The sequence below is a fragment of the Spirillospora sp. NPDC047279 genome, from assembly GCF_040643285.1.
GTDB lineage: Bacteria > Actinomycetota > Actinomycetes > Streptosporangiales > Streptosporangiaceae > Spirillospora.
In genome coordinates this window covers 338,935-362,264 of sequence record NZ_JBEYUA010000008.1, presented here as the reverse complement: position 1 = coordinate 362,264, position 23,330 = coordinate 338,935, and the positions used below count along the sequence as shown (strand labels likewise).

Sequence of the window (23,330 nt, the reverse complement as noted above, 5' to 3'; positions counted from 1 at the left end):
ACATGACCGACGACAGCTTCTACAAGAGCGGCGAGCCGATCGCCGACGCCAAGGCTCCCGCCGGCCCGGTCGAGGACCGCTGGACCACGCGCAAGTTCGAGGCCAAGCTCGTCAACCCGGCCAACAAGCGCAAGAAGAAGATCATCATCATCGGGACCGGCCTGGCGGGCGGCTCCGCCGGCGCCACGCTCGGCGAGGCCGGCTACCACGTCATCCAGTTCTGCTTCCAGGACAGCCCGCGGCGGGCGCACTCGATCGCCGCACAAGGCGGCATCAACGCGGCCAAGAACTACCGCAACGACGGCGACAGCGTGCACCGCCTCTTCTACGACACGGTCAAGGGCGGCGACTTCCGCGCCCGCGAGTCGAACGTGCACCGCCTCGCCGAGATCTCCACGCAGATCATCGACCAGTGCGTCGCGCAGGGCGTGCCGTTCGCCCGCGAGTACGGCGGCCTGCTCGACAACCGCTCGTTCGGCGGCACGCAGGTCTCCCGCACCTTCTACGCGCGCGGCCAGACGGGCCAGCAGCTGCTGCTCGGCGCGTACCAGGCCCTGATGCGCCAGGTGGACGCGGGCAACGTCGAGCTGCACGCCCGCCACGAGATGCTCGACCTGATCATCGAGGACGGCCGGGCGCGCGGCGTCGTCGTCCGCGACCTGATCTCCGGCGAGATCAAGAGCTACACCGCCGACGCGGTCGTGCTGGCCTCGGGCGGCTACGGCAACGTCTACTTCCTGTCGACGAACGCCATGGGGTCCAACGTCACGGCGTCCTGGCGGGCCCACAAGCACGGCGCCTACTTCGGCAACCCGTGCTACACCCAGATTCACCCGACCTGCATCCCGGTCAGCGGCGACCACCAGTCCAAGCTGACGCTGATGTCGGAGTCGCTGCGCAACGACGGCCGCGTCTGGGTGCCCAAGAAGGCCGGCGACGAACGCCGTCCCGCCGACATCCCCGAGGACGAGCGCGACTACTACCTGGAGCGCATCTACCCCTCGTTCGGCAACCTGGTGCCGCGTGACATCGCCTCCCGCGCCGCCAAGTACGTCTGCGACGAGGGCCGCGGCGTCGGCCCCGGCGGCCTGGGCGTCTACCTCGACTTCGCCGACGCGATCGGGCGGCTCGGCCTGAAGGCGGTCGAGGCCAAGTACGGCAACCTCTTCGAGATGTACGAGCGCATCACGGGCGAGAACCCCTACGAGCGCCCGATGCGCATCTACCCCGCCGTGCACTACACGATGGGCGGCCTGTGGGTGGACTACGACCTGGAGTCCACCGTCCCGGGCCTGTTCGTCATCGGCGAGGCCAACTTCTCCGACCACGGCGCCAACCGCCTCGGCGCGTCCGCGCTGATGCAGGGCCTGGCGGACGGCTACTTCGTCCTCCCCGCGACCGTCGGCAACTACATCGCCACCCACGACCTCGGCGAGGTCGGCGGGCAGCCGGTCACCGAGGCCGAGGAGCGGGTCAGGAGCCAGATCGACAGGCTGCTCTCCATCGACGGCGACCGCACCGTCGACTCCTTCCACCGCGAGCTCGGCCACATCATGTGGGAGTACTGCGGCATGGAGCGCACCGAGGAGGGCCTGCGCAAGGCGCTGGAGCTCATCCCGGCGCTCCGCAAGGAGTTCTGGGAGCGGGTCAAGGTCACCGGCAAGGGCGAGGAGCTCAACCAGCAGCTGGAGAAGGCCGGCCGCGTCGCCGACTTCCTCGAGCTGGGCGAGCTCATGGTGATCGACGCGCTGCACCGCGCCGAGTCCTGCGGCGGCCACTTCCGGGCCGAGAGCCAGGACGAGGACGGCGAGGCCAAGCGCGACGACGTCAACTTCGCCTACGTCGCCGCCTGGGAATGGGCCGGGGAGGACGAGCAGCCCGTCCTCCACAAGGAGGCCCTGGAGTTCGAGTACGTCAAGCCGAGCCAGAGGTCGTACAAGTAATGAAGCTCAAACTGCGGGTCTGGCGCCAGAGCGGGCCCGAGGACAAGGGCCGGATGGTCGTCTACAAGATCGACGACATCTCCCCCGACGCCTCGTTCCTGGAGATGCTGGACGTCCTGAACGAGCGGCTCATCGCCGAGGGCGAGGAGCCGGTCGCGTTCGACCACGACTGCCGCGAGGGCATCTGCGGCATGTGCTCGCTGGTCATCAACGGCACCCCGCACGGGCCGGAGAAGATGACCACGACCTGCCAGCTGCACATGCGCAAGTTCGAGGACGGCGAGACGATCGACGTCGAGCCGTGGCGGGCCAAGGCGTTCCCGGTCGTCAAGGACCTGGTCGTGGACCGCTCCGCGTTCGACGACATCATCGCCGCCGGCGGTTACATCACCGCCCCGACCGGGACCGCGCCGGAGGCCCACGCGACGCCGGTGCCCAAGCCGGACGCCGACAAGGCCTTCGAGGCCGCCGAGTGCATCGGCTGCGGCGCGTGCGTGGCGGCCTGCCCGAACGGCTCCGCGTCCCTCTTCCTGGGCGCCAAGGTCAGCCACCTCGGCCTGATGCCGCAGGGCCAGCCGGAACGCTGGGACCGCGTCGTCGACATGCTGGACGCGCACGACGAGGCCGGCTTCGGCGGCTGCACCAACACCGGCGAGTGCACCGCGGCCTGCCCGAAGGGCATCTCCCTGGACTTCATCGGCCGCCTCAACGGCGACTACCTGAAGGCCACCGCGGGAGGCAGGAGGAAGTGACCGCCTGACGGCGCCCGGACGGGCGCCGGCCCCCACGAGCGAAGGGGCGCCACCGGACCGCACTGCGACCGGGGCGCCCCTTCATCCACTCTCGGGGTTCCGACCCGGCTACTCGGCGTCAGGCCCGTCGTGGACGTGGCGGTAGGCGGTGGCGGCGGCGTCCTCGACCGTGCCGGGCAGCTGCTCGAACGAGTCGGGGTCGTACCCGTGCACCCTGCCGGTCGACAGGTCGTTCAGCATGGACGTCAGGCCCGCGGTGACCGCGCGGGTGAACCGCTCCGACCGGTAGTGGCCCATCGTCTGCGTCTGCCCGCGCACCTCGAACAGCACGGTGCCGGTGCCGATCATCGCGAGCGAGCAGCGGGCCTGCCCGGGCAGGTCGCGGGTCGGCGCGTGCGGGTAGCGGGCCGGGATGTAGCCGCGCCCGTCCATTCCCTTGAACGCGCTGATGGCGAGCTGCTTGGAGAAGTCCTTGGCGTACGTGTCGGCGTACCGGGCGTACTTCTGGCCGGGCTCGAAGAACCTGTCGGGCAGCGGCGGGTAGTCGACCGCGACGTCCAGCAGCCGGTTCTGCGCGTCCTCACGGACGCAGGCGCCCTGGTGGTGCAGGTCGACGTACACGTCCACCTTGCCCTTGCGCGCGCGCAGGCCGGTGTAGACGTTCCGGAGCGTCTGGGACTCGGGGTTGAGGAACCAGCCCGGCAGCGCCGACTCGCCCGGGACGTCCTCGGGCTTCGGCACGTAGTTCAGGTCGGGGTTGAAGTCGCGGTTGAGGTCGAAGCCCGGCTTCCGGGTGTAGTCGTCGCCCTGGAGCGAGGTGTTGAGGTAGTTCCAGGCGGGCGGGCGGCCGGCGAGCTGCGGGAAGTCCTGCTGGACCTCGGACCAGGCGTTGTCGTTGCCGCGCCGGTCCAGCTCGGCCCCGTCCGGGTTGATCTTCGGGATGGCGACGAACGTGATCGTGCTCCGGAGCCGGCGGGCCTCCCGGGAGTCGGAGGTGCCGAGCCACGTCAGGATGCGCAGCAGCGCGGTGGTGCCGGTCTTCTCGTTCCCGTGGATCTCGCTGTTGACCAGGAAGGTCTTCGGGCCGGTGCCGACGGTCGCGGTGTAGATCGAACGGCCGCGGTTGGACTTTCCGACGGTCTTCACCTGGACCCGGCCGCGGCTGGCGCGCTCGATCCGGGCGAGTTCGCGGCGCATCTCGTCGTAGTCGATGAACTTCCAGGTGGGCAGGTCGCGCGGTTCCTCGCTGCACTCCTCGGGCGCGGCGGGAGCCTGGACGGACGCGGCTTGCGCGGAGGCCCGAGCGGGGGCCTGAACGGGGGCGGCGCTCGCGGGCGCGGTCAGGGCGGGCGCCACCGTCACGGCGAACGCCAGCGGCACGGAGACGAACGGGACGAGGCGGAGGGACGAATGCATGACGACTCCAGGGGCTAGAGATCGTTTGCGCTAACCGGACCCTAAGGCCGTCTTCAGGCCCCGTGGCCGTCAAGATGCACCGAGAGCGCGGACCGGGAATCAGTGAGGGTTGTCGTTGACGAGAGCCTCGACTCCGGCGGGGAGGCTGCCCGCGAGCGCGGCCTCGACCAGGAAGGTCTCGAGGGTCGCCTGGAACGCGCGGGCGGCGTGGGTCAGGTCGACGTCCTTGCGGTGGGCGAGCGCGATGGTGCGCAGGAGCCCCGATCCCGGCGCCGCGCGGCGCGGCGCCGCGTCGTCCGCCTGGTCGGTGAGGACCAGCGGGGTGCCGCGCAGCCCGGGTCGCCCGGCGAGCACCATGCTGGGCACCACCGCGATCCCCAGGCCCGCCTCGACGAACCGGAGCACGGCGTCCATCTCGCCGCCCTCGACCGCGAACCGCGGCTCGAACCCGGCCGCCCGGCAGGCCCCGATGGTCGCCTCGCGCAGGTCGTACCCGGACCTGAACATCACCAGCGGCCGGTTGCGCAGGTCCTCGATCTGCAGGTACGGGCGGCGCGGCATGCCGGAGCCGCCCGCCGGGGACGCCACCACCAGGTGCTCGCGCAGGATCGGCGCGGTCTCCAGCGGCGGGTCGCCGTGCAGTGGCAGGATCACCAGCGCCAGGTCGAGCGACCCGCGGGTCAGCTCGCGCACCAGGTCGCGCGAACCGCCCTCCTCCACGAGCAGCTGGACGCCCGGATAGTTGTCGTGGAACCGCCGCAGCACGTCCCCGAGCAGCCCGGCGCACAACGACGGGGTCGCGCCGAGCCGCACCCGTCCCCGCCTGAGCCCGGCGAGCTCCTGCACCTCGAGGCGCGCGGTGTCGACGTCGGCGAGGATGCGCTTGGCCAGCGGCAGCAGCGCCTCTCCGGCCGGCGTCAGCGTGATGTTGCCGCGCGCCCGGCTGAACAACGACGCGCCGAGCTCGGTCTCCAGCGCCCGGATCTGCTTGGACAACGACGGCTGGGCGACGCGCAGGAGCTCCGCCGCCTGGGTGAAGTGCCGTACCTCCGCGACGGCGACGAAGTACGCGAGCTGTTGCAGCTGCACGCTGTGTCTCACCCCCTGGCTACGCCCCACCGCCCCCGGAGATAGCGTAGGGCTATCGAAAACCCCCGGGTCATGCCGGGGTCAGCCCGGACGTCAGGACCGGGGATCGGCGCGGGTCAGCGCGTGCCGGCGAGTCAGCGCGTGCCGGGCGGGTCAGCGCGCGTGCCTGCGCAGGGCCTGGAGGTCGTGGACGATCACCCGGCGGCGGCCCGTCTCGATCCAGCCGTGCCGCCGCAACGTGCGCAGCGCCTTGCTCACGGCCTCCCGGGACGCCCCGACCCAGCCCGCCAGCTCCTCCTGCGACAGGTTCAGCGTGATCCGCACGCTCTCCCGCTCGTGCGGCACGCCGAACCGCTCGGCCAGCTCGACCAGCCGCTGCGCCACCCGCCCGGTGGCGTCGAACATGCCGAACTCCACCCGCTTGCGGTCGGCGTCCCGCCACCGGTGGCAGAGCATCCGCATGATGAGGATGGACACCCGGCCGTGCGCGCTGAGGAACCCCATGAACTCGTCGGCCGTCAGCGCCAGCACCCGTACCGGCTCCAGCGCGGAGACCGTCGCCGACCTCGGCAGGCCGTCGATCGCGGCCACCTCGCCGAGCAGGACGCCCGGCTCGCGCACCGCGAGCAGCGCCTCTCCCCCGCGCTCGTGGCAGGAGTACGCCTTGACCCGGCCCGCCAGCAGCACGGCCACCCACGTCGACGACTCACCCTCGGTGAAGAGCACCTCGCCGTGCTCGAACGTCCTGACCCGGCCGCGCGCTTCGAGGTCGGCGCGTTCCGGCGGCGTGAGCTCCGCGAGGAACGAACCCGGTTCCAGGGGGTTCATGGGTCTCACGCTAGAGCGAACCTGACGGCCCGCAATCCTCTGTGAAATCACGAATGCATCACGCGTTGTGTGCACTTCTCCCTATTCACCGTGCTCCGGACGGGCGAGGGTGGTTCGCGGCGCGTACGGCCGAGGCCGTTCGCGCGACATCGCGTTCACGGGGAACGGCGGACCGGCGGGCGGCGGTGACGGGGGCACGCCGCCCGCCGGCGTGTCCACCGGCGGGCGCGCCAGAACGAGAAAAGGCCGGTCCCCGGGGGCGGGGACCGGCCTTTCTCCACGCTCAGGCGGACGGGGTGTCCTGGCCCTTCTTGACGATGCCGAGCTTGCTGCCCAGCCACACGACCGGGTCGTAGCGGCGGCCCACCACGCGCTCCTTCATCGGGATCAGCGCGTTGTCGGTGATCTTGATGTGCTCGGGGCACACCTCGGTGCAGCACTTGGTGATGTTGCAGAAGCCCAGGCCGTGGTCCTCCTGGGCGATGTTGCGGCGGTCCGCGTCGTCGGCCGGGTGCATCTCCAGCTCGGCGATGCGCATGAGGAAACGCGGGCCCGCGAAGCCGGGCTTGTTCTCCTCGTGGTCACGGATGACGTGGCAGACGTTGTTGCACAGGAAGCATTCGATGCACTTGCGGAACTCCTGCGAGCGCTCGACGTCGACCTGCTGCATGCGGAACTCGCCCGGCTTGGTGTCGCCCGGGTCGAACGAGGGGATCTGGCGCGCCTTCTCGTAGTTGAAGGACACGTCGGTCACCAGGTCGCGGATCACCGGGAACGTGCGGACCGGGGTGACCGTGATGGTCTCGTCCGGCTCGAACGTCGACATGCGGGTCATGCACAGCAGCGCGGGCCTGCCGTTGATCTCGGCCGAACAGGAGCCGCACTTGCCGGCCTTGCAGTTCCAGCGGACCGCGAGGTCGGGCGCCTGGGTGGCCTGGAGACGGTGGATGATGTCGAGGACGACCTCGCCCTCGTTGACCTCGACCTCGTAGTCGGTGAGCTCGCCGTCGCCCTCGTCGCCGCGCCAGACCCGGAACTTGGCCTCGTAGCTCATTCGTCGGTCTCCTTGCTCGCGCCGGGCAGTTCTTCGGCGGTGAGGTACTTCTTCAGCTCGTCGGTCTCGAAGAGGGTGATGAGGTCCTCGCGCATGGGCTCCATGGGCTGGCGCTTGAGCTCGACGCGCGGGTTGTCGGGGTCGCCGGCCAGCCGGCAGACCAGGTTGACCTTGCGCCAGTCGGCCGACATGCCCGGGTGGTCCTCGCGGGTGTGGCCGCCGCGGCTCTCCTCACGTTCGAGCGCGGCCTTGGCCACGGCCTCGGAGACCAGCAGCATGTTGCGCAGGTCGAGCGCGAGGTGCCAGCCCGGGTGGTAACCGCGGCCGTCGTTGACGGCGACCGGGTCGACGCTGACGTTGGCCACGCGCTCGCGCAGCTTGTCGAGCGCCGCCAGGGCCTGCTCGAGCTCCTCCTTCTTGCGGATGATGCCGACCAGGTCGTTCATGGTCGTCTGGAGCTCGGCGTGCACCGCGTACGGGTTCTCGCCGCCCTTGCGCTCGAACGGGGCGAGCGCCTCGGTGGTGGCCGCCTCGACCTCGGCCTCGGGAACGGCCGGACGGGCCTCGAGGGAGTCGACGTACTCGGCGGCGCCGAGACCGGCGCGGCGGCCGAAGACCAGCAGGTCGGTCAGCGAGTTGCCGCCCAGGCGGTTGGAACCGTGCATGCCGCCCGAGCACTCGCCCGCGGCGAACAGGCCGGGCACGAGCGCCGCCCCGCTGTCGGGGTCGACCTCGACGCCGCCCATCACGTAGTGGCAGGTCGGACCGACCTCCATCGCCTCCTGCGTGATGTCGACGTCCGCCAGCTCCTTGAACTGGTGGTGCATGGCGGGCAGCCGGCGCTTGATCTCCTCGGCGCCGCCCGGCATGCGGCCGACGACGGTGAGGAAGACGCCGCCGTGCGGCGATCCGCGGCCCTCCTTGACCTCGGAGTTGATGGCGCGGGCGACCTCGTCGCGCGGCAGCAGCTCCGGCGGCCGCCGGTTGTTGTCGGGGTCGTCGTACCAGCGGTCGCCCTCTTCCGGCGTGGTCGCGTACTTGTCCTTGAACACCTCGGGGATGTATCCGAACATGAAGCGCTCGTCGTTGGAGTTCTTGAGGATGCCGCGGTCACCGCGCACCGACTCGGTGACCAGGATGCCCTTGACCGACGGCGGCCAGACCATGCCGGTCGGGTGGAACTGCACGAACTCCATGTTGAGGAGCGTGCCGCCGGCGAGCAGCGCGAGGGAGTGGCCGTCGCCGGTGTACTCCCACGAGTTGGACGTGACCTTGAACGCCTTGCCGATGCCGCCGGTGGCGAGCACGACGGCGGGCGCCTCGAAGACGACGAACTTGCCGGTCTCGCGGACGTAGGCGAACGCGCCGCAGATCTTGTCGCCGTCGAGCAGCAGCCGGGTGACGGTGGTCTCGGCCCACACCTTGAGGCGGGCGTCGTAGTCGCCGTGCTCGGCGTGGTCCTCCTGCTGGAGGGCGACGATCTTCTGCTGGGCGGTGCGGATCAGCTCCAGGCCGGTGCGGTCACCGACGTGCGCCAGCCGCGGGTACTCGTGCCCGCCGAAGTTGCGCTGGCTGATCTTGCCGTCCTTGGTGCGGTCGAACAGCGCGCCCCAGTGCTCCAGCTCCCAGACGCGGTCCGGGGCCTCCTTGGCGTGCAGTTCGGCCATGCGCCAGTTGTTGAGGAACTTGCCCCCGCGCATGGTGTCGCGGAAGTGCACCTGCCAGTTGTCGTTCGGGTTGACGTTCCCCATGGCCGCGGCGGCACCGCCCTCGGCCATCACCGTGTGGGCCTTGCCGAACAGCGACTTGGAGATGATCGCCGTCTTCTTGCCCTGGAGGCGGGCCTCGATGGCGGCGCGCAGCCCGGCCCCGCCCGCGCCGATGACGACGACGTCGTACGAGTGCCTCTCGATCTCAGTCATGATCCCGGGGTCCCTCAGTTGAAGATTCGCAGGTCGGAGATCGTCTCGCTGGCCACCAAGGCGACGTAGAGGTCGGCGACGACCAGCGAGCCGAGCGTGATCAGCGCGTAGCGGCCGTGCTGCTGGTTGATCTTGGAGACCTGGCCCCACATCCAGTAGCGGACGGGGTGCTTGGAGAAGTTCTTCAGCCGCCCTCCGACGATGTGGCGGCAGGAGTGGCACGACAGCGTGTAGATCCAGAGCAGGATGACGTTGGCCCACAGGATGATCGTGCCGAGGCCGATGCCGAAGCCGCCGTCCTTGCCGTGGAACGCCAGGATCGCGTCATAGGTGTTGATGAGCGAGATGACGACCGCGGCGAGCCAGAAATAGCGGTGCAGGTTCTGGCCGATGAGCGGGAAACGACGCTCGCCGCTGTACTTCTTGTGCGGCTCGGCGACGGCGCACGCGGGCGGCGAGGCCCAGTACGAGCGGTAGTACGCCTTGCGGTAGTAGTAGCACGTCAGCCGGAACAGCAGCAGGAACGGCAGCGACAACGCGGCGAAGGGGATGAAGCCGCGGGTGCTCGCCGGCAGGAACGTGCCGAACTCGGACGCGTCGCCTGTCACGCCGTTGACGGTGACGTTGTTGCAGATCTCGTTCACGCACGGCGAATAGAACGGCGTGAGGTAGTGATATTCCGGAACGTAGAAGGCGGCCCCCCAGAACGCCCGGACGGTCGCGTACACGACCCACGCCGTGAAGATCACCACTGTGGTGATCGGATAAAGGCGCCAGTTGTCCTTGCGGAGCGTACGTTCCTTGATCTGGGCGCGCTCCTTGCCGGGCGCCTCCACAGTGCTCATCGATCGCTCTCCTGAGCTCGGGTCTTCGGGTCCCCGTACCACGGTCGAGCGCATCCGCTCGCACGCCGCCGCTCGCAGACCCTGTCGTCGCGCGGCCGTCGCGCCCGGGCGCGCGCAGGGTGGGAGCGGACTGTGACGCCGCGGATGCGCTTCCAGCGAAGCGACCCTACGCCACCAGCCTGGCACTGTGACACACATAACAGCCAGGCCTGGCTGTGACCCTGACCACAGAGTTTGGACGCAGCCAAGTGATCGATGCTCTTACGCAGCGATGATGGTCTTGCGGAATGGAGACGAGCGCGCTAAGGCATCGCGGACCAGGGCCCGCAATAAGGTAAGGGTGCCCTAATAAATGGCGAGCGGGACTAACCGCCCAGAGTCCGGCGGAAATGTTCTTCGGCATCTCCGGTGCGGCCGTTTCCGTACACCCGGAGAATCTCGGCGAGCTCCGGATGGCCCGCCTCGATGAGCCGGGCGGCATCCTCGATCTCACCGGCGGACGCGGCCGAGCGCAGCAGCGCCTGGAGGGCGCGCACGGGCGAGGCGTCGCGGCCGCGCGCGGCCTGATCTTCGGGGAGGACCTCTCCGGACGCCCGCATGCCGGTGGTGGTGGTCGCCGTCTCGGCCCGGATACGTTCCAGCCGCGCCGCCACCTCGGCGGCGGGGAGCCCGTCCAGGTCCGGCCCGGTGGCCAGCTCCTCGACGGCGAGCAGCCGGTTGAGGACGGCCGGATTGCTGATCTTGGCGCGCTGGCCGGACATGAGCTGCGACAACATCGGCGCCGAGAGGCCCAGCACGCCGGCCAGGCCGGACTGCGAGAGGCCGAGCCGGTCGAGCACCCGGCGGAAGCGGTCGCCCAGCGGCTCCCCGTACCACTCGGCCTGCAACGCACGATTGCGCACCACGGTGTCCTCGGCCACGGTCACCCTTTAACCCCTTGACGATTCGCAGTTGCAAACACTAGCTTTCCAGGTGCACAGGAGACGTCCCGGCTTCTCCATCGTGCCACGCAGCCCCCCGTTTGCATATGTGACAGCCCAGGAGAGCCCGCCATGATCCTCAGACGACACGCGCTCGCGCCGGCCGCCGCCGTCGCGCTTCTCACCGGCGGCCTGACCGGGTGCGCCGCCCTCCCCGGCGGCGACGACGAGCCCGGCGGCACGAGCGGCAACGGCACCGCCGGCGTCTCGGTCGGCAAGGGCGACCCCAAGGCGGTCGATCCCAGCAAGCTCATCGTCAGGACGACCGCCGACTCGACCATGGGCAAGGTCGACCTCGGCATCGCCAGCCTCGCCGTGCGCGGCCGCCTCGCCCACCTGATCGTGTCGCTCACGCCGCACGTCCCGCCGGCCGGCAGCAGGCCCACGCTCTACCGGCTGAACGCCACCAACGACGCCGCGCTGCTCGACACCGTCAACCTCAAGCGCTACGTCGTCGTCAAGGACTCGGGCGGCAACCAGCTCGGCCCCGGCCTGCACGAGGACCTCAACAACGACGCCCCCAACACCCTCACGTTCACCTTCGCCGCTCCCCCCGAGAACGTGAAGGCCGTCGACGTCCAGATCGGCAAGTTCCCCATCTTCCGCGACGTCCCGGTCGAACGATGAGGCGGCCGATCGCCGGGGCCGCCGCGTTCCTGCTCGTGCTCGCCCTGCCCGGGGTGGCCGGGGCGGATCCGGTCGTCCCCGAGACCGAGCTCCAGAGGTCGGTCCGGGATCTGAGGACGGCCGCCGCGACGCTCGACGTCAGGGCCGCCGACGCCGTCCACGACATCCGTGTCACCGAGTCGGTCCAGCCGCTCGAAGTCGAGCAGTCGGACGGCGCCAAGGTCACCGTGCGGATCTCCTCGGACGTGCTCTTCGACTTCGGCGAGGCGACGCTCACCGCCGCCGCCAAGCGCCGCATCGCCCAGCTGGCCCCGCGGCTGAGACAGGCAACCGGTACCGTCCAGGTCTCCGGGCACTCCGACGCGATCGGTGCGCCCGGGTACAACCTCACGCTCTCCCGGCAGCGCGCCGAGGCGGTCAAGGCCGAGCTCACGCGCTTGCTGAGCGGCACGAACGCACGGATCGCGGCGACCGGGTTCGGCGAGACCAGGCCGGTCGCGCCCAACAAGGTCGGCGACAGGGACGACCCCGACGGCCGCGCCAAGAACCGGCGGGTGGACATCACTTTCCAGAAGAGCTGACGACTCCCGGACGAGGAATGATGCGCACCCCTCAACCCATCATCGCGACGCTGGCCCTCATCCTGTTCGCCTCGGCCTGCGGCGGTTCCACGGACGATCCCGAGAGGAGGACCGGCGCCAAGCCGCCGGCGAGCGCGACCACGTCGGCGGCGCCCACCGGCCCCGAGCCGTCCTCCTGTCCCAACGGCGGCAAGCTGATCGAGGCCGTCGAGATCCCCGCTGTGCACGCCGATCCCGTGCGGATCCCCGAAGCGACCATAGGCGGCGAGAAGATCCCGGCCGTCACCGTCCCGGCCGTCGACATCCCCGCGCAGCGCGTCCCCGCCCAGTGCGTCGACATCAAGCCCGCCCCCGGCGGCTGCCTCAGCGCAGTCTCGATTCCCCCGGTCACCATTCCCCCGGTGACCATCCCCGCGCTGGAGATCCCGGGCGTGAACGCGGGCGGCATCCAGCGCGCCCCTGTCCGGCGGGAGGCGCTCACCGTGAAGGCCGTCACCGTCTCCGGTGCGCGGGCGCCCGAGGTCTGCCAGGCGAAGCCTTCCCAGGACGGCGAGTTCATCGGCTCGGTGTTCCGAGGCTCGGTGTTCCGGGGATCGGCGTTCCGAGGTTCGGCCTTCCGCGGGTCGCTTTTCCGGGGTTCGGCCTGCAACAGCAAGAACGAGTGCGTCCCGCAGGTCACGGTCCCGCAGATCACCGTTCCCCAGGTGACGGTGCCCCAGGTCAGCGTCCCCCAGGCCACGATCAAGCAGTACACGGCCGGCAAGAGCCAGGTCTTCAAGGGTGATGACCGCATCGCCTACAACATCGAGGCCGACGTGCTCTTCGACTTCGACAAGGCCGATGTCAAGCCCGCCGCCGCGACAGAGCTGGCGAAGATCGCCGCCTCCATCGCCAAGGAGGTTCCCGCCGGCGCCACGATCCAGATCGACGGGCACACCGACGCCAAGGGAGAGGACGCGCTCAACCGGCGCCTCTCCGAGGAGCGTGCCCGCGCGATCGTCGAATGGCTCGCGACCAAGGGCGGCGTCGACCGTTCACGGCTCAAGGCCACCGGCTACGGCGAGACCAAGCCGGTCGCCGCCAACACCGGGCCGGACGGGTCGGACGACCCCCAGGCCCGCGCCAAGAACCGGCGCGTGGTCATCTCCGCCCAGCGCACGTGAGGAGATCCCGTTCCGTCCGCCGTTCCGGCGGCACCGCTAGTCGTCGGACGGCGGGGCGGGCGGCGGGCCGAGGTGGTCGAAGATCTGCAGCGGCTCGCCGTCGACCGTGCGCACGGGGAAGTCGAGCGCCAGGCCGCAGCCCTCGAGAGCCGCGCGGGCCGCGTCGGCGCTCGCCGGGCGGTCGCCGGGCTCGTGCGCGCACAGGTGGGCGACCAGTGACCAGAGCCCCGGCGGCACGCCGTCGGGGCGGGCGCCGACCCGCTGGCGGAGCTCGGGGTCGCGGGCGCCGGTGAGCATGCGCCAGGTGACCATGCCGGCCGCGTACAGGTCCTGCGGCGGGCCGGGACGGTTCCAGTCGAGGACCTCGGGGGCCAGGTAGCCGGGGGTGCCGACGGTGAACCCGGTCGTGGTCAGCCGCATGCCGTCGTCGCCGAGGGCGATGCCGAAGTCGGTGAGGCGAACGTGCGGCGCGCCCACGGGACTCGGCTCCAGCAGCAGGTTGGCCGGCTTGACGTCCCGGTGCACGATGCCCGCGCCGTGGATGTGGCTCAGCGCGGCGAGCATCTGGTCGAGGATCTCGGCCGCGTACGGGGCGGGCAGCCGGCCATAGTCGCCGAGCAGCGTCTCCAGCGACCCGCCACGCACCAGGTCCATGGCGAGCAGCACGTCGTCGCCCGCCGGGTACCAGGCGTACGGCGTCACCACGTGCGGATGCGCCAGCCGCAGCGCGCGCTCGCGCACCACCCGCAGGATCGTGGTCGGGCCGGTCCGGCGCACGAGCTTGGCCGCGCAGTGCCGCCCGGTCTGCGCGTCGTACGCGCGCCACACCCGGCTCGTCCCGCCCGCCCCGATCCGGTCGAGCATGGTGAACCGCCCGCCGATCACCCACCCTGGAGTCACGGCACAGATCGTACGGAACCCCCGGCACCGCGGCCGGATACGGTCGGACCGGTCCACAAATTCGGCGAACATGGCAACACATCGGGCGTTTCGCGCATCCAACATCAGAGGCCCCATCGGCCGATCATTCGACCGATGGCGCCACCACCTCCCTGCCCTTCGCTGAATAAACTGGCAAACCCCTCCATTACTGACGACCTCGCCCCCCGTGGGCCTGCCCTGAGACGGAACCGGATGAGCGACAACGACCCCCGCAACGAAGACCTCCCGGGGGACACCGCCGCGCAGAGCACCCCTGCTGAAAACCCATCCGGGCAGGACGGCGCCCCCCAGGCCGCGCCCACCGGCAAGGACGAGACCGGCTCCCCTGACGACAAGGCGGCCGGGGCCTCGGACGGCGAGGCGGACGGCGAGGCGGACGGCGAGGCGGACGGCGAGGCGGACGGCGGGCCGCCGCCGGTGGAGCCGGGGAGGCCGGGGCGGCAGCGGCGCGTACCGTGGACGCGCAGGCAGAAGGTCCTGCGCGGAACGGCGATCGGGCTCGCGGTGCTCCTGGTGGCGGGCGGCGCGGGGGCGGCGGGCCTCTACTACGACCTCATGGGCGACATCGACCAGAAGTCCGCCAAGGGGCAACTGGGCGACGACCGGCCCGCGAAGCTGAACAAGTCGCTCAACATCCTGCTCCTCGGGTCCGACAGCCGCGACGGCGAGAACTCCGCGTACGCCGGCTCGTTCACCTCCGGCGCGCGTTCCGACACCGCGATCCTGCTGCACCTGTCGCCCAACCGCGACCAGGCGGTGGGGATCAGCTTCCCGCGTGACTCGATGGTCCAGATCCCCTCGTGCAAGAAGGAGAAGGGCGGCACGGTCGCGGCGCAGTTCGGGATGCTGAACGCGGCGTTCGCCTACGCGGGCCCGACCTGCACGTGGAAGACGCTCGAGACGCTCACGGGCATCCACATCGACCACTTCGTGCAGATCGACTTCGCCGGGTTCAAGCGCATGGTGGACGCGCTCGACGGCGTGGAGATCTGCGTCGACAGGCCTGTGAACGACCCGCGCGCCGACCTCACGCTCAGGGCGGGCAAGCAGACCGTCAAGGGCGACCAGGCGCTCGGCTACGTGCGGGCCCGCTACTCGCTGGGCGACGGCGGCGACCTCGGGCGCATCGAGCGCCAGCAGAAGTTCATGGCGTCGGTGGTCGACAAGGCCACGAGCTCGGAGGTCCTGACCGACCCGGCCAAGACCTACAAGTTCCTGAAGGCCGTCACCAGGTCGGTGACCACCGACGACGAGCTCGACCTGCCCGCGATGCGCAAGCTCGCCGAGGGGCTGCGGGGCATGAGCGCCGGGCAGGTGAAGTTCGTGACCGTGCCGGTGAAGGAGTACGCGCCGGACCACAACCGCGTGCAGTGGGACATGAAGCTCGCCCAGCCGATGTTCGACGCCGTCCGGCACGACAACGAGCTGCCCGCCAAGCCCGTCAGGAAGACCCCCGCCGCCGGGCAGGCGGTGGCGCCGGCCAAGGTCAGGGTGACGGTGGTCGACGCGGGCGGCTCCAACGTCGGCGAGGTCGTCAAGCAGCTCCGCAAGCGCGGCTTCGACGTGCGGAAGGTGGAGAAGGGCGCCGCCGCGGCCGACAGCCAGATCACCTACGCGTCCGCCGCCGAGGCGCAGGCGTCGGCGCTGGCCCGGGTCCTCCCCAACGCGCTGCTCGTGCAGGACGCCAAGGCGCCGGCGGAGGGCGTGCGGCTGATCGTCGGCAAGCGGCGCAACAACCTCACCCCCGACCCGGCCGCCATCAACAAGATCCGCGGCATCAAGGCGGGCCAGAACCTCTGCAAGTGACGTGCACTGTCGTCACTCCGGCAGGGACGTCACTCCGGCAGGGACGTCACTCCGGCCGGGACGTCACTCCGGCAGGGATTCGCAGTCCGTCTCGTCGGGGAGCAGCGGCCGGAGCCTGAGGGCGTAGCGGCGTTCCCCGCTGCTCCAGGAGGAGTTGGGCGCGGCCGAGCCGAGCAGCCGCGCGACGCCCTCGGCCTCGGCGCCGGTGTGGAGCGCGCAGGTGTAGGAGCCGTTGAGCTCGGCGACCGGGCGGCGGAAGGGCCAGGGCCTGGTCGCGCCTGCGTCCTTGGAGATGCCGTCCAGCGAGATCCGCCGGGCCATGACCGCGACGCGGTCGGCGCGGTACGCCCGCGGCGGGCCGGTGAGGTCGTCGCGTGACGGCTCGACCACGCCCGAGCGTGCCCCCAGCCGGTCGATGAGCCGATGGATCAGCCAGACCCGCGCACCTCCGGCGGCCTGGTGAACGGTCGTGACGTGCCGGCGCCCGCCGGACAGGAACGTGATCTCGGTCAGCCCGCCGTCGATGACCTCCTGGCGGTTGCGGTGCGTGCGGGACGCGCCGAGCCCGGCCAGGTGCGCGTCGCGGTAGATCGCGCGGTACGCGCCTCCGGTGAACCGCATCTCCCGTACCTGTTCGCGCGCGGGCGTCGACCCGAGATCCAGCGAGGCGACGATCGCACGCCCGTCCCCGTACACCGACACGGCCGGAGCGGCACGTTCGCCGGAGATCCCCATGCCCTTGACGAACCGCACGCGCAGCACGAGCGCGCCGGGGTCGCGTGGCGGGTCGGGGGCCCACCACGAGCGCCAGTGACCGACGGCGAGAACCCCCGACACCAGAAAGGCGGCGAGGGCTCCCGCGGTGAGGGCTCGCCACATCCGCGTTGACACGCGATCTTTGATGTGCGGGGCGAGCGGGAGGTTCCGCCCGAATCGGCCCGACGGCCGAAGTCGGCGGGCAACGGTCAGCGGACGCGGCGGCGGCCCACGGTGAGGAGGATCTCGCGGAGGGCGTCGGCGGCCCGGCGCATCGTCTCCTCCGGCACGCCGGCCATGACCTCGCGGTGCACCCGGCCGGTGGCCCGCAGGGCCTTCTCGGCGGCGCGCAGGCCCTCCGGGGTCAGCCTGACCCAGCGGCTGCGGGCGTCGGCGGGGTCGTCCTCCCGCTCGATGTAGCCCTCCTTGGCGAGCCGCTGCAGCACGTTGCTCGTGCCGCCGGAGGTCAGCAGCAGCGCGCGGGTCAGCTCGGTGGGCTTGAGGCGGCAGGGCGGGCCGGCGCGGCGCAGCGCCACGAGCACGTCGAACTCGGCGTACGTCAGCCCGAGCCCGGCGAGCTCGGCCCGCACGGGCTGTTCGAGGAGGGTGCTCAGCAGCGCCGCCCGCTTGGTGAGCTCGAGGTTGGCGATCATCTCGGCCGAGAGGCCGTCGGCCTCCCATCGCGGGACCAGCGCGTCGACCACGTCCCCCGTGCCGTCGCCGTCCCTGATGTCGTTCCCGGTGTCGTCGTCGCCGGTGCCGCCGCGCTCTTCCTGCACGTCATCGAGCATACTCATCATCCGCATTGCTTTTTCAAAAGCTTCTTCTTAAGCTTTCAGGCATGACATCAACTTCGATCCTCGTGAAGGGCGGCGTCGTCATCGACACCGACCCGGTCCCCGGCGTGATCGGCACCGCCGACGTCCTCGTCCGGGACGGGCTGATCGCGGCGGTGGGCCCGGACCTCGACGCCGGACCCGGCGCCGAGGTGATCGACGCGACCGGCACGTACGTGCTCCCCGGCTTCGTCGACACCCACCGCCACACCTGGCAGGCCGGGATCCGGGCGATCCACGCCGACAGCACGCTCCCCGCGTACCTGGAGCGGATCATGTACGGCCTCGCGCCCCGCTACCGCCCCGACGACGTGCGCACCGGCGTCCTGGCCGGCGCGCTCGAATGCCTCGACGCCGGGATCACCACCGTGCTCGACTGGTCGCACATCCAGTTCACCCCCGCGCACACCGACGCCAACGTCGAGGCGCTGAAGGCCGCGGGCATCAGGGCGGTCTTCGGCTACGCCTACGGCGGGGGCGGCGGCACCGCGGCGATGGCCGCCGAGACGCGGCGTGTCCAGCGGGAGCACTTCGGCGACGACCCGCGCGGCATGGCGCTGGCCGCGTTCGGCCCGGAGATCGGCGGCGCCGAGCGCGGCGTGGCCGAGTGGCGGCTCGCCCGCGACCTCGGCCTGCCCGTCACCGCGCACATGGGCGGCCACGGCGCCGAGAGCGCCGTGCGGGGGCTGGCGGTCCTCGACGAGCACGGGCTGCTGTCGCACCCCGCGACCTACGTCCACGGCACCTGCTACACCGACGACGCGTTCAAGCTGATCGCGGCGAACGGCGGCAGCGTCTCGGTCACGCCGACCAGCGAGACCGTGCTCGGCATCGGCTACCCGCCCACCGGCCGCGCGCGGGCGGCGGGCCTGCCCACGTCCCTCAGCGGCGACACCGTGGCGAGCGGGCCCGGCGACATGTTCAGCCTCATGCGCGCCGCCTACATGTTCGAACGCGCCAGGCCGGACGGGGCCGGGATGGGGTTCACCACGCGCGACGTGCTGCGGACGGCGACCATCGAGGGCGCCGAGACGCTCGGGCTGGCCGACGTCATCGGCTCGCTCCGCCCCGGCAAGCAGGCCGACCTGATCATGCTCAGGACCGGGACGACCGGCATGGCGGCGGCGCACGACCCGATCGCGGCCGTGGTGTTGTCGGCCGACACGAGCACCGTCGACACCGTCCTGGTCGGCGGCCGCGTGGTCAAGCGCGGCGGCCGGCTCCTCCACCACGACGTCCCGGCCGTCCTGGCCGAGCTCACGGCGTCCGCGGCCCACGTGACGGCACCGGCCCCCTGACGGCCGGCCCCGTCCGACGGCCGGCCCCCTGACGGCTGGCCCCTGACGGCTGGCCCCTGACGGCTGGCCCCTGACGGCTGGCCCCTGACGGCTGGGCCGCCCGATAACTGAGAGGTGCCGGACGGGGGTCGCGTGGCATCCTGACGAGGTGGACGAGCCGGACGACGAGCAGCAAGCCGTACATTTCGAGATCGCCGACGAGCTGATGACGTTCCTGCCCGCGACGCGGCGCCGGGCCCGGCAGCGGGCGGCCTGCGACGGGACGTCGACGCTCGGGCACCTGGTCGAGGCGCTCGGGGTGCCGCTGCCCGAGGTCGGCCCCCTGACGATCGGCGGTGCGCCGGTCGAGCCCTCCCACCGCCCCGCCGCCGGCGAGGTGGTGCGGGTGCCGCCGGTGCCCCGGCCGCAGCCGGTGCCGCTGGAGCCCGGGCAGGACGCGCCGCGTTTCCTGCTCGACGTCCACCTCGGCACGCTCGCCCGCCGGCTGCGGCTGCTCGGCCTCGACACCGCCTACCACAACGACATGGACGACCCGGCGCTGGTCGTCCAGGCGAACGAGGAGCGGCGCGTGCTGCTCACCCAGGACCGCGGCCTGCTGCGGCGCCGGGCGTTGTGGTTCGGCGCGTACGTGCGCGGGTCCAAGCCCGACGACCAGCTCGCCGACCTGCTCGACCGGTTCGCGCCCGCGCTGCGGCCGTGGACCCGCTGCACCGCGTGCAACGGCGAGCTGGTCACGGTGGGCAAGGACGAGATCGAGCAGCAGGTCCGGGCGGGTACGCTGCGCAGCTACGACGTCTACGGGCGTTGCGGCGACTGCGGCCAGGTCTACTGGCGCGGCGCGCACGGCGGTCATCTGGAGGAGATCGTCGAGCGTGCCGCGCGGACCGTCGCCGCCGCGACCATCGCCTGAGCGGGATCCCTGTCCGGAGAGGTGATGACCATCAACATCGTCGTGGGCGCCGCGATCATCAGGGACGGGCGGCTGCTCGCCGCGCAGCGGGCCGAGCCCGCCGAGCTGGCGGGCGGCTGGGAGTTCCCCGGCGGCAAGGTCGACTCCGGCGAGTCGGACGAGGACGCGCTGGTCCGCGAGTGCCACGAGGAGCTCGGGGTCAAGGTCGCGCTCGGCGACCGCGTCGGCGGCGACTGGCCGCTGAGCGCCGGGAGCGTGCTGCGCGTCTGGACCGCCGGCCTCGTCGAGGGCGAGCCGCGCGCCCTGGAGCACCTGGAGCTGCGCTGGCTGGGCCGCGACGAACTCGGCACCGTCGGCTGGCTGCCGGGCGACCTGCCCGTGGTCGAGGCCATCGCCGCGTACCTGGGCTGAGCCCGGCGCGGCTCATGAGACGGCCGTGCGCGTGGCTCGCGGGACGGGCCGTACGCCCGGTCAGGCGTGCACCAGCACCGCGATGAGCGTGCCGATCAGCATGAACGGGCCGAACGGGAACTCGGTGCCGCCCGCCGCCCTTCTCAGGATCAGCACGCCGAGGGCGTACGACCCGCCCACCATGAACATGCCGACCAGCCCGAGCAGCCACGCGTCCATGCCCAGCCATCCGAGGTAGAGCCCGAGGACGCCCGACAACTTCACGTCGCCCAGGCCCATGGCGCGCGGGACCACCGCCCACTGCGCCGCGAACACGGCCAGCATCACCCCGAGCCCGATCAGCGCCTCCACGTACCGTTCCCCGCCGTCGGCGGTGAAGGGCGCGGCGGCGCCGAGCAGCAGGAGGCCCACCGGGTACGAGGTGAGGGTGAGCGGGTCGGGCAGCCGGTGCAACGCCACGTCGACGAAGGCCAGCATCACCCCGGCGCCGGCGAGCCAGACGAAGGCCGGGAGGTCCGCGCCGGGCCCGACGCGCCAGCCGATCAGGAGCGCGACGGCCACCGCGGAGCAGGCGACGAGGGGAACGCGGCGGCGCAGCGGCTCGGTCCAGTCGGCCCGCCACGACCAGATCACCCGCTCGGCGGCGGCCTCCGGCGCCTCACCGGGCCCCGGACCGGGTGCCCCGGTCTCCGGCCGGGCATCGTCCACGGTCATCGGTCCCCCGTATCAGTAGGCCGGCAGATAGCCCTGGTTCTCGTTCTGGCGCGCGAAGTGGCGTGACACCAGCCAGCCCCCGACCGCGCCCACCGCCGCCTCCGCCGCGCTGAGCAGGCCGCCCGCCACCACGTCGGACGCGATGCCCGACCAGACGCTCAGCACGCAGGCCAGGACCGGGACGCCGAACACCGCGATCAGGTGCGCCGGGCTCGTCCGGCCGCCGCGGTGGATCGCGCCCGCGACGACGGCCGCGACCCCGAACGTGACCACCCAGGGAACGTGCACGAACAGCACGGTCGCCACGTCCCGCGGCCAGTCGGTGACCTTGCCGCCCACCATCAGCACGACGACGCTGGAGACCACCAGCCCGGCGAGCACGATCCCCAGGGCGGCCAGCAACGCGTAGACGAGCCGCATCAGCCCTCCTTCAGCTCGATCGACTCCACGATGGCGTCGATCTCCGACTGGGCGACCTTGTCCTTGAGGCCGGTGATCCTGACGACGTAGACGTCCCGCTCCACCAGGGCGATCACGTCCGTGCCGACGCCGGGCCGCGGGGTGCCGCCCTCGCTCGACGTGTAGGTGTAGTTGAGGCGCCTGGCGTCCTTGGCGCCCTTGACGTCCAGCTCGCTGGACTCGCCCCGGCGGTACCCCGGCTGGGTGACCCGGCCGACCTGCATCGCGCTCACGGCGAGGTCGGCCGTGGTCGCCTTGATGACGCGCTCCATCACCGTCAGCTGCGCGACGGTCCGCCCGCCCTCGGTCTTGTTGGCGGTGATGTGCCCGTCCTTGTCGGCGCGCTGCCACTGCTTCGGATAGCCGACCCGCACGCGGGACGCCTCGACCTGGGTCAGGTCGGAGCCGTTCGGCTGGCAGCCGGCGGCCGTCACGACCAGCACTCCGACGAGCGCGAGAACACGACGCTTCACGGACCTCACCTCAGCTCACGCATTCCGGATACGGAATGTACTCGCGCTTACCGTTCCTTGGGGCTCCAAGGTATTCGGCCTTGGTCGTCCTGTTCTTCGAGCTCTCGTATTTCACCTCGGCGCCCAGCACCAGGCCGAGCTTGGCCTCCGCGCCGACCTCGAAGCCGTCGGTCTCGGTGTCGTGCTCGCGCTTCAGGGTCTGCCCCTTGGCGTACATGAGCCGGTCGAGCACGTTGGCGTTCGGCCCCGGATCCGTCTTGATCGCGTTGTCGTCGCCGCCCATGTAGCGCAGGATGTTCTCCGGCAGCGTGAACGGGTGGGACTGCAGGTACTGCTGCATCGCGGTCCGGTCGGCGTCGTTGTCGATCGGGATCACCGTGGTGATGGTCTCGGTCGTCTTGTCCGCGCCCTTGGCCTTGCCGCTGCCCTTGCTGTCGCCGACGTTGCCGAAGAGCTTGCCCTGCACCTGGCCGCTCTTCTCGAACGTCGTCTGGAAGACCACCGAGATGAGCTTGCCGTCCTTGTCGAAGACCAGGCGCTGGCCGCCCGCCCACTTGAGCGAGCCCTCGGCCCCGGCCCCGAGGATGTCCGCCGACCCGCCGATGGTGCCCTCCAGGCCCACGAAGTACGAGGTCTTGGGGTTGTTCGGGTCGGTCCGGTCCTCGGTGACGATGAACTCGGCGCTGCGCTCACCCTTGATCTTCAGACCGGTGTTGAGGTTGAAGTTCCAGTCGTCGGAGCCGTCCGGCTTGCTGCCCGTCTGCGGGAGGTAGAGGCCGAGGACGCCCTCGACCCCGGCCTTGTGCGAGATCGTGGTGTTGGTGATCTCGGGGTCCTTGATGTCGGGGCGCCCCGTCAGGTCGTCGACCTTGCCCACGACCCAGTCCCCGATGGGGTTGTTGAGGATCGGGCTGGTGCCCTGGACGATGTCCCTGCCCGCGTCGCGGTAGGAGAGCTCCTTGATGTCGCCCTCGAACCTGTTGGCCTCCTCGGCGTTCTTGAAGACGTAGGTGTCGCCGACCCCGACCTTGATGCTGGCGCCCACCGTGATGTCGGCGCCGAGCTTGAAGTTCTTGCCGAGGCTCAGCTTGCCGCCGGCGCCGGTCTCCAGGCCGAGCTCGACGTTGGTGGGGATCACCGTGAGCCGGACCGAGCCGTCGGCCATCTCCTGGCGGAGGAACGAGTACTCGTCCCCGATCTTCACGATGGCGACCTTGACGACGGCGCCGTACTTCTTCTCCTCGGACGACCGTTCGCACAACTTCGGCTTGTAGTCGATGTCGCGCGCGGACGGCGGCACCTCGCAGTCGCCGCCGAACATCTTGCAGATCGTCGGGGGCAGCACGCGCAGCACGTTGTCGGGGATCAGGAACAGCACGAGGGCCGCGATGATCAGCGACCCGACCATGATGAGACCGGCGTAGCCGATCGCGGACGCACCGAGGTCGGAACCGCTTCCCCGCGGTCTTCTCCGCAGTCGCGTCATTGCCCTGCCCTCCGTGCCCCGGTGGCCCGAACAGCCGCC

General features: G+C 71.2%; 23 protein-coding genes. 9 read left to right on the top strand and 14 right to left on the bottom strand.

The annotated features are described in order from the left end of the window. Nucleotides 1-2 precede the first annotated feature (2 nt). Nucleotides 3-1,943: a fumarate reductase/succinate dehydrogenase flavoprotein subunit gene (locus tag ABZ810_RS22825; RefSeq protein ID WP_358406136.1), complete on the top strand. Its 1,941-nt coding sequence runs from the start codon at nt 3-5 to the stop codon at nt 1,941-1,943. Then, nucleotides 1,943-2,695 (top strand): succinate dehydrogenase/fumarate reductase iron-sulfur subunit, encoded by a 753-nt coding sequence (locus ABZ810_RS22820; protein WP_358406133.1) that lies wholly within the window; start codon nt 1,943-1,945, stop codon nt 2,693-2,695. The genes ABZ810_RS22825 and ABZ810_RS22820 overlap by 1 nt, the downstream gene beginning before the upstream one ends. Before the next feature lie 108 nt (nt 2,696-2,803). On the opposite strand, the gene ABZ810_RS22815 is transcribed toward ABZ810_RS22820, so the two are convergent. From ABZ810_RS22815 to ABZ810_RS22785, 7 genes are all read right to left on the bottom strand, one after another. Next, nucleotides 2,804-4,111: a M14 family zinc carboxypeptidase gene (locus tag ABZ810_RS22815; RefSeq protein WP_358406131.1), complete on the bottom strand. Its 1,308-nt coding sequence runs from the start codon at nt 4,109-4,111 to the stop codon at nt 2,804-2,806. 99 nt (nt 4,112-4,210) lie between these two features. Further along, nucleotides 4,211-5,200 carry a LysR family transcriptional regulator gene (locus ABZ810_RS22810; RefSeq protein WP_358406130.1) on the bottom strand — a complete coding sequence of 330 codons (990 nt, stop codon included), beginning with the start codon at nt 5,198-5,200 and terminating at the stop codon, nt 4,211-4,213. A 153-nt stretch (nt 5,201-5,353) separates the two neighbouring features. Continuing rightward, the gene (locus tag ABZ810_RS22805) at nt 5,354-6,028 is read right to left on the bottom strand and encodes a Crp/Fnr family transcriptional regulator (RefSeq protein WP_358406128.1); all 675 of its coding nucleotides are present in this window, start codon (nt 6,026-6,028) and stop codon (nt 5,354-5,356) included. Nucleotides 6,029-6,311: 283 nt separating this feature from the next. Further along, on the bottom strand, nt 6,312-7,082 hold the full coding sequence (locus ABZ810_RS22800) for a succinate dehydrogenase/fumarate reductase iron-sulfur subunit (protein ID WP_358406127.1): 771 nt from the start codon (nt 7,080-7,082) through the stop codon (nt 6,312-6,314). Then, nucleotides 7,079-9,004 (bottom strand): fumarate reductase/succinate dehydrogenase flavoprotein subunit, encoded by a 1,926-nt coding sequence (locus ABZ810_RS22795; RefSeq protein WP_358406125.1) that lies wholly within the window; start codon nt 9,002-9,004, stop codon nt 7,079-7,081. Before ABZ810_RS22795 ends, ABZ810_RS22800 begins: the two co-directional genes overlap by 4 nt. Nucleotides 9,005-9,018: 14 nt before the next feature. Then, nucleotides 9,019-9,849 (bottom strand): hypothetical protein, encoded by an 831-nt coding sequence (locus ABZ810_RS22790; protein ID WP_358406123.1) that lies wholly within the window; start codon nt 9,847-9,849, stop codon nt 9,019-9,021. Between the two features lie 365 nt (nt 9,850-10,214). Further along, nucleotides 10,215-10,775, bottom strand: coding sequence for a DNA-binding protein (locus ABZ810_RS22785; protein WP_358406121.1), 561 nt, complete (start codon nt 10,773-10,775; stop codon nt 10,215-10,217). 126 nt (nt 10,776-10,901) lie between these two features. Here ABZ810_RS22785 and ABZ810_RS22780 point away from each other — a divergent pair, with 126 nt between their 5' ends. The 3 genes from ABZ810_RS22780 to ABZ810_RS22770 are packed head-to-tail and all read left to right on the top strand — an operon-like array spanning nt 10,902 to nt 13,200. Further along, a complete protein-coding gene (locus ABZ810_RS22780) occupies nt 10,902-11,456 on the top strand; it encodes a hypothetical protein (RefSeq protein WP_358406119.1) in 555 nt (184 codons plus the stop codon). Continuing rightward, on the top strand, nt 11,453-12,037 hold the full coding sequence (locus ABZ810_RS22775; RefSeq protein ID WP_358406117.1) for an OmpA family protein: 585 nt from the start codon (nt 11,453-11,455) through the stop codon (nt 12,035-12,037). Before ABZ810_RS22780 ends, ABZ810_RS22775 begins: the two co-directional genes overlap by 4 nt. A 20-nt stretch (nt 12,038-12,057) precedes the next feature. Next, nucleotides 12,058-13,200, top strand: coding sequence for an OmpA family protein (locus ABZ810_RS22770; protein WP_358406116.1), 1,143 nt, complete (start codon nt 12,058-12,060; stop codon nt 13,198-13,200). A 36-nt stretch (nt 13,201-13,236) separates the two neighbouring features. Here the strand turns inward: ABZ810_RS22770 and ABZ810_RS22765 are convergent, their stop codons facing one another. Then, nucleotides 13,237-14,100 carry a serine/threonine-protein kinase gene (locus ABZ810_RS22765; RefSeq protein WP_358406115.1) on the bottom strand — a complete coding sequence of 288 codons (864 nt, stop codon included), beginning with the start codon at nt 14,098-14,100 and terminating at the stop codon, nt 13,237-13,239. A 234-nt stretch (nt 14,101-14,334) separates the two neighbouring features. Between ABZ810_RS22765 and ABZ810_RS22760 the strand changes: the two genes are divergently transcribed. Continuing rightward, nucleotides 14,335-15,948: an LCP family protein gene (locus tag ABZ810_RS22760; RefSeq protein WP_358406113.1), complete on the top strand. Its 1,614-nt coding sequence runs from the start codon at nt 14,335-14,337 to the stop codon at nt 15,946-15,948. Nucleotides 15,949-16,011: 63 nt separating this feature from the next. On the opposite strand, the gene ABZ810_RS22755 is transcribed toward ABZ810_RS22760, so the two are convergent. Next, nucleotides 16,012-16,839 (bottom strand): hypothetical protein, encoded by an 828-nt coding sequence (locus tag ABZ810_RS22755; protein WP_358406112.1) that lies wholly within the window; start codon nt 16,837-16,839, stop codon nt 16,012-16,014. A 74-nt stretch (nt 16,840-16,913) separates the two neighbouring features. Next, nucleotides 16,914-17,483, bottom strand: coding sequence for a MarR family transcriptional regulator (locus ABZ810_RS22750; protein ID WP_358406111.1), 570 nt, complete (start codon nt 17,481-17,483; stop codon nt 16,914-16,916). A gap of 62 nt (nt 17,484-17,545) precedes the next feature. On the opposite strand from ABZ810_RS22750, the gene ABZ810_RS22745 reads away from it, so the two are divergent. The 3 genes from ABZ810_RS22745 to ABZ810_RS22735 all read left to right on the top strand — a co-directional run bounded on the left by ABZ810_RS22745 (nt 17,546) and on the right by ABZ810_RS22735 (nt 20,159). After that, nucleotides 17,546-18,838: an amidohydrolase family protein gene (locus ABZ810_RS22745; RefSeq protein ID WP_358406108.1), complete on the top strand. Its 1,293-nt coding sequence runs from the start codon at nt 17,546-17,548 to the stop codon at nt 18,836-18,838. A gap of 148 nt (nt 18,839-18,986) precedes the next feature. After that, complete coding sequence (locus ABZ810_RS22740; RefSeq protein WP_358406106.1) at nt 18,987-19,748, top strand: Mut7-C RNAse domain-containing protein; 762 nt, start codon at nt 18,987-18,989, stop codon at nt 19,746-19,748. Between the two features lie 24 nt (nt 19,749-19,772). Continuing rightward, a complete protein-coding gene (locus tag ABZ810_RS22735) occupies nt 19,773-20,159 on the top strand; it encodes a (deoxy)nucleoside triphosphate pyrophosphohydrolase (RefSeq protein ID WP_358406105.1) in 387 nt (128 codons plus the stop codon). Between the two features lie 60 nt (nt 20,160-20,219). Here the strand turns inward: ABZ810_RS22735 and ABZ810_RS22730 are convergent, their stop codons facing one another. From ABZ810_RS22730 to ABZ810_RS22715, 4 genes are read right to left on the bottom strand one after another with little or no spacing between them, the layout of a single operon-like run. Then, nucleotides 20,220-20,873 carry an A24 family peptidase gene (locus ABZ810_RS22730; protein WP_358406103.1) on the bottom strand — a complete coding sequence of 218 codons (654 nt, stop codon included), beginning with the start codon at nt 20,871-20,873 and terminating at the stop codon, nt 20,220-20,222. Nucleotides 20,874-20,885: 12 nt separating this feature from the next. After that, entirely contained in the window at nt 20,886-21,293 is a 408-nt protein-coding gene (locus tag ABZ810_RS22725; protein WP_358406101.1) for a hypothetical protein, read from the bottom strand. Continuing rightward, nucleotides 21,293-21,805, bottom strand: coding sequence for a hypothetical protein (locus ABZ810_RS22720; RefSeq protein WP_358406099.1), 513 nt, complete (start codon nt 21,803-21,805; stop codon nt 21,293-21,295). Before ABZ810_RS22720 ends, ABZ810_RS22725 begins: the two co-directional genes overlap by 1 nt. Before the next feature lie 10 nt (nt 21,806-21,815). Further along, a complete protein-coding gene (locus ABZ810_RS22715) occupies nt 21,816-23,291 on the bottom strand; it encodes a hypothetical protein (protein ID WP_358406096.1) in 1,476 nt (491 codons plus the stop codon). Between the last annotated feature and the right edge of the window lie 39 nt (nt 23,292-23,330).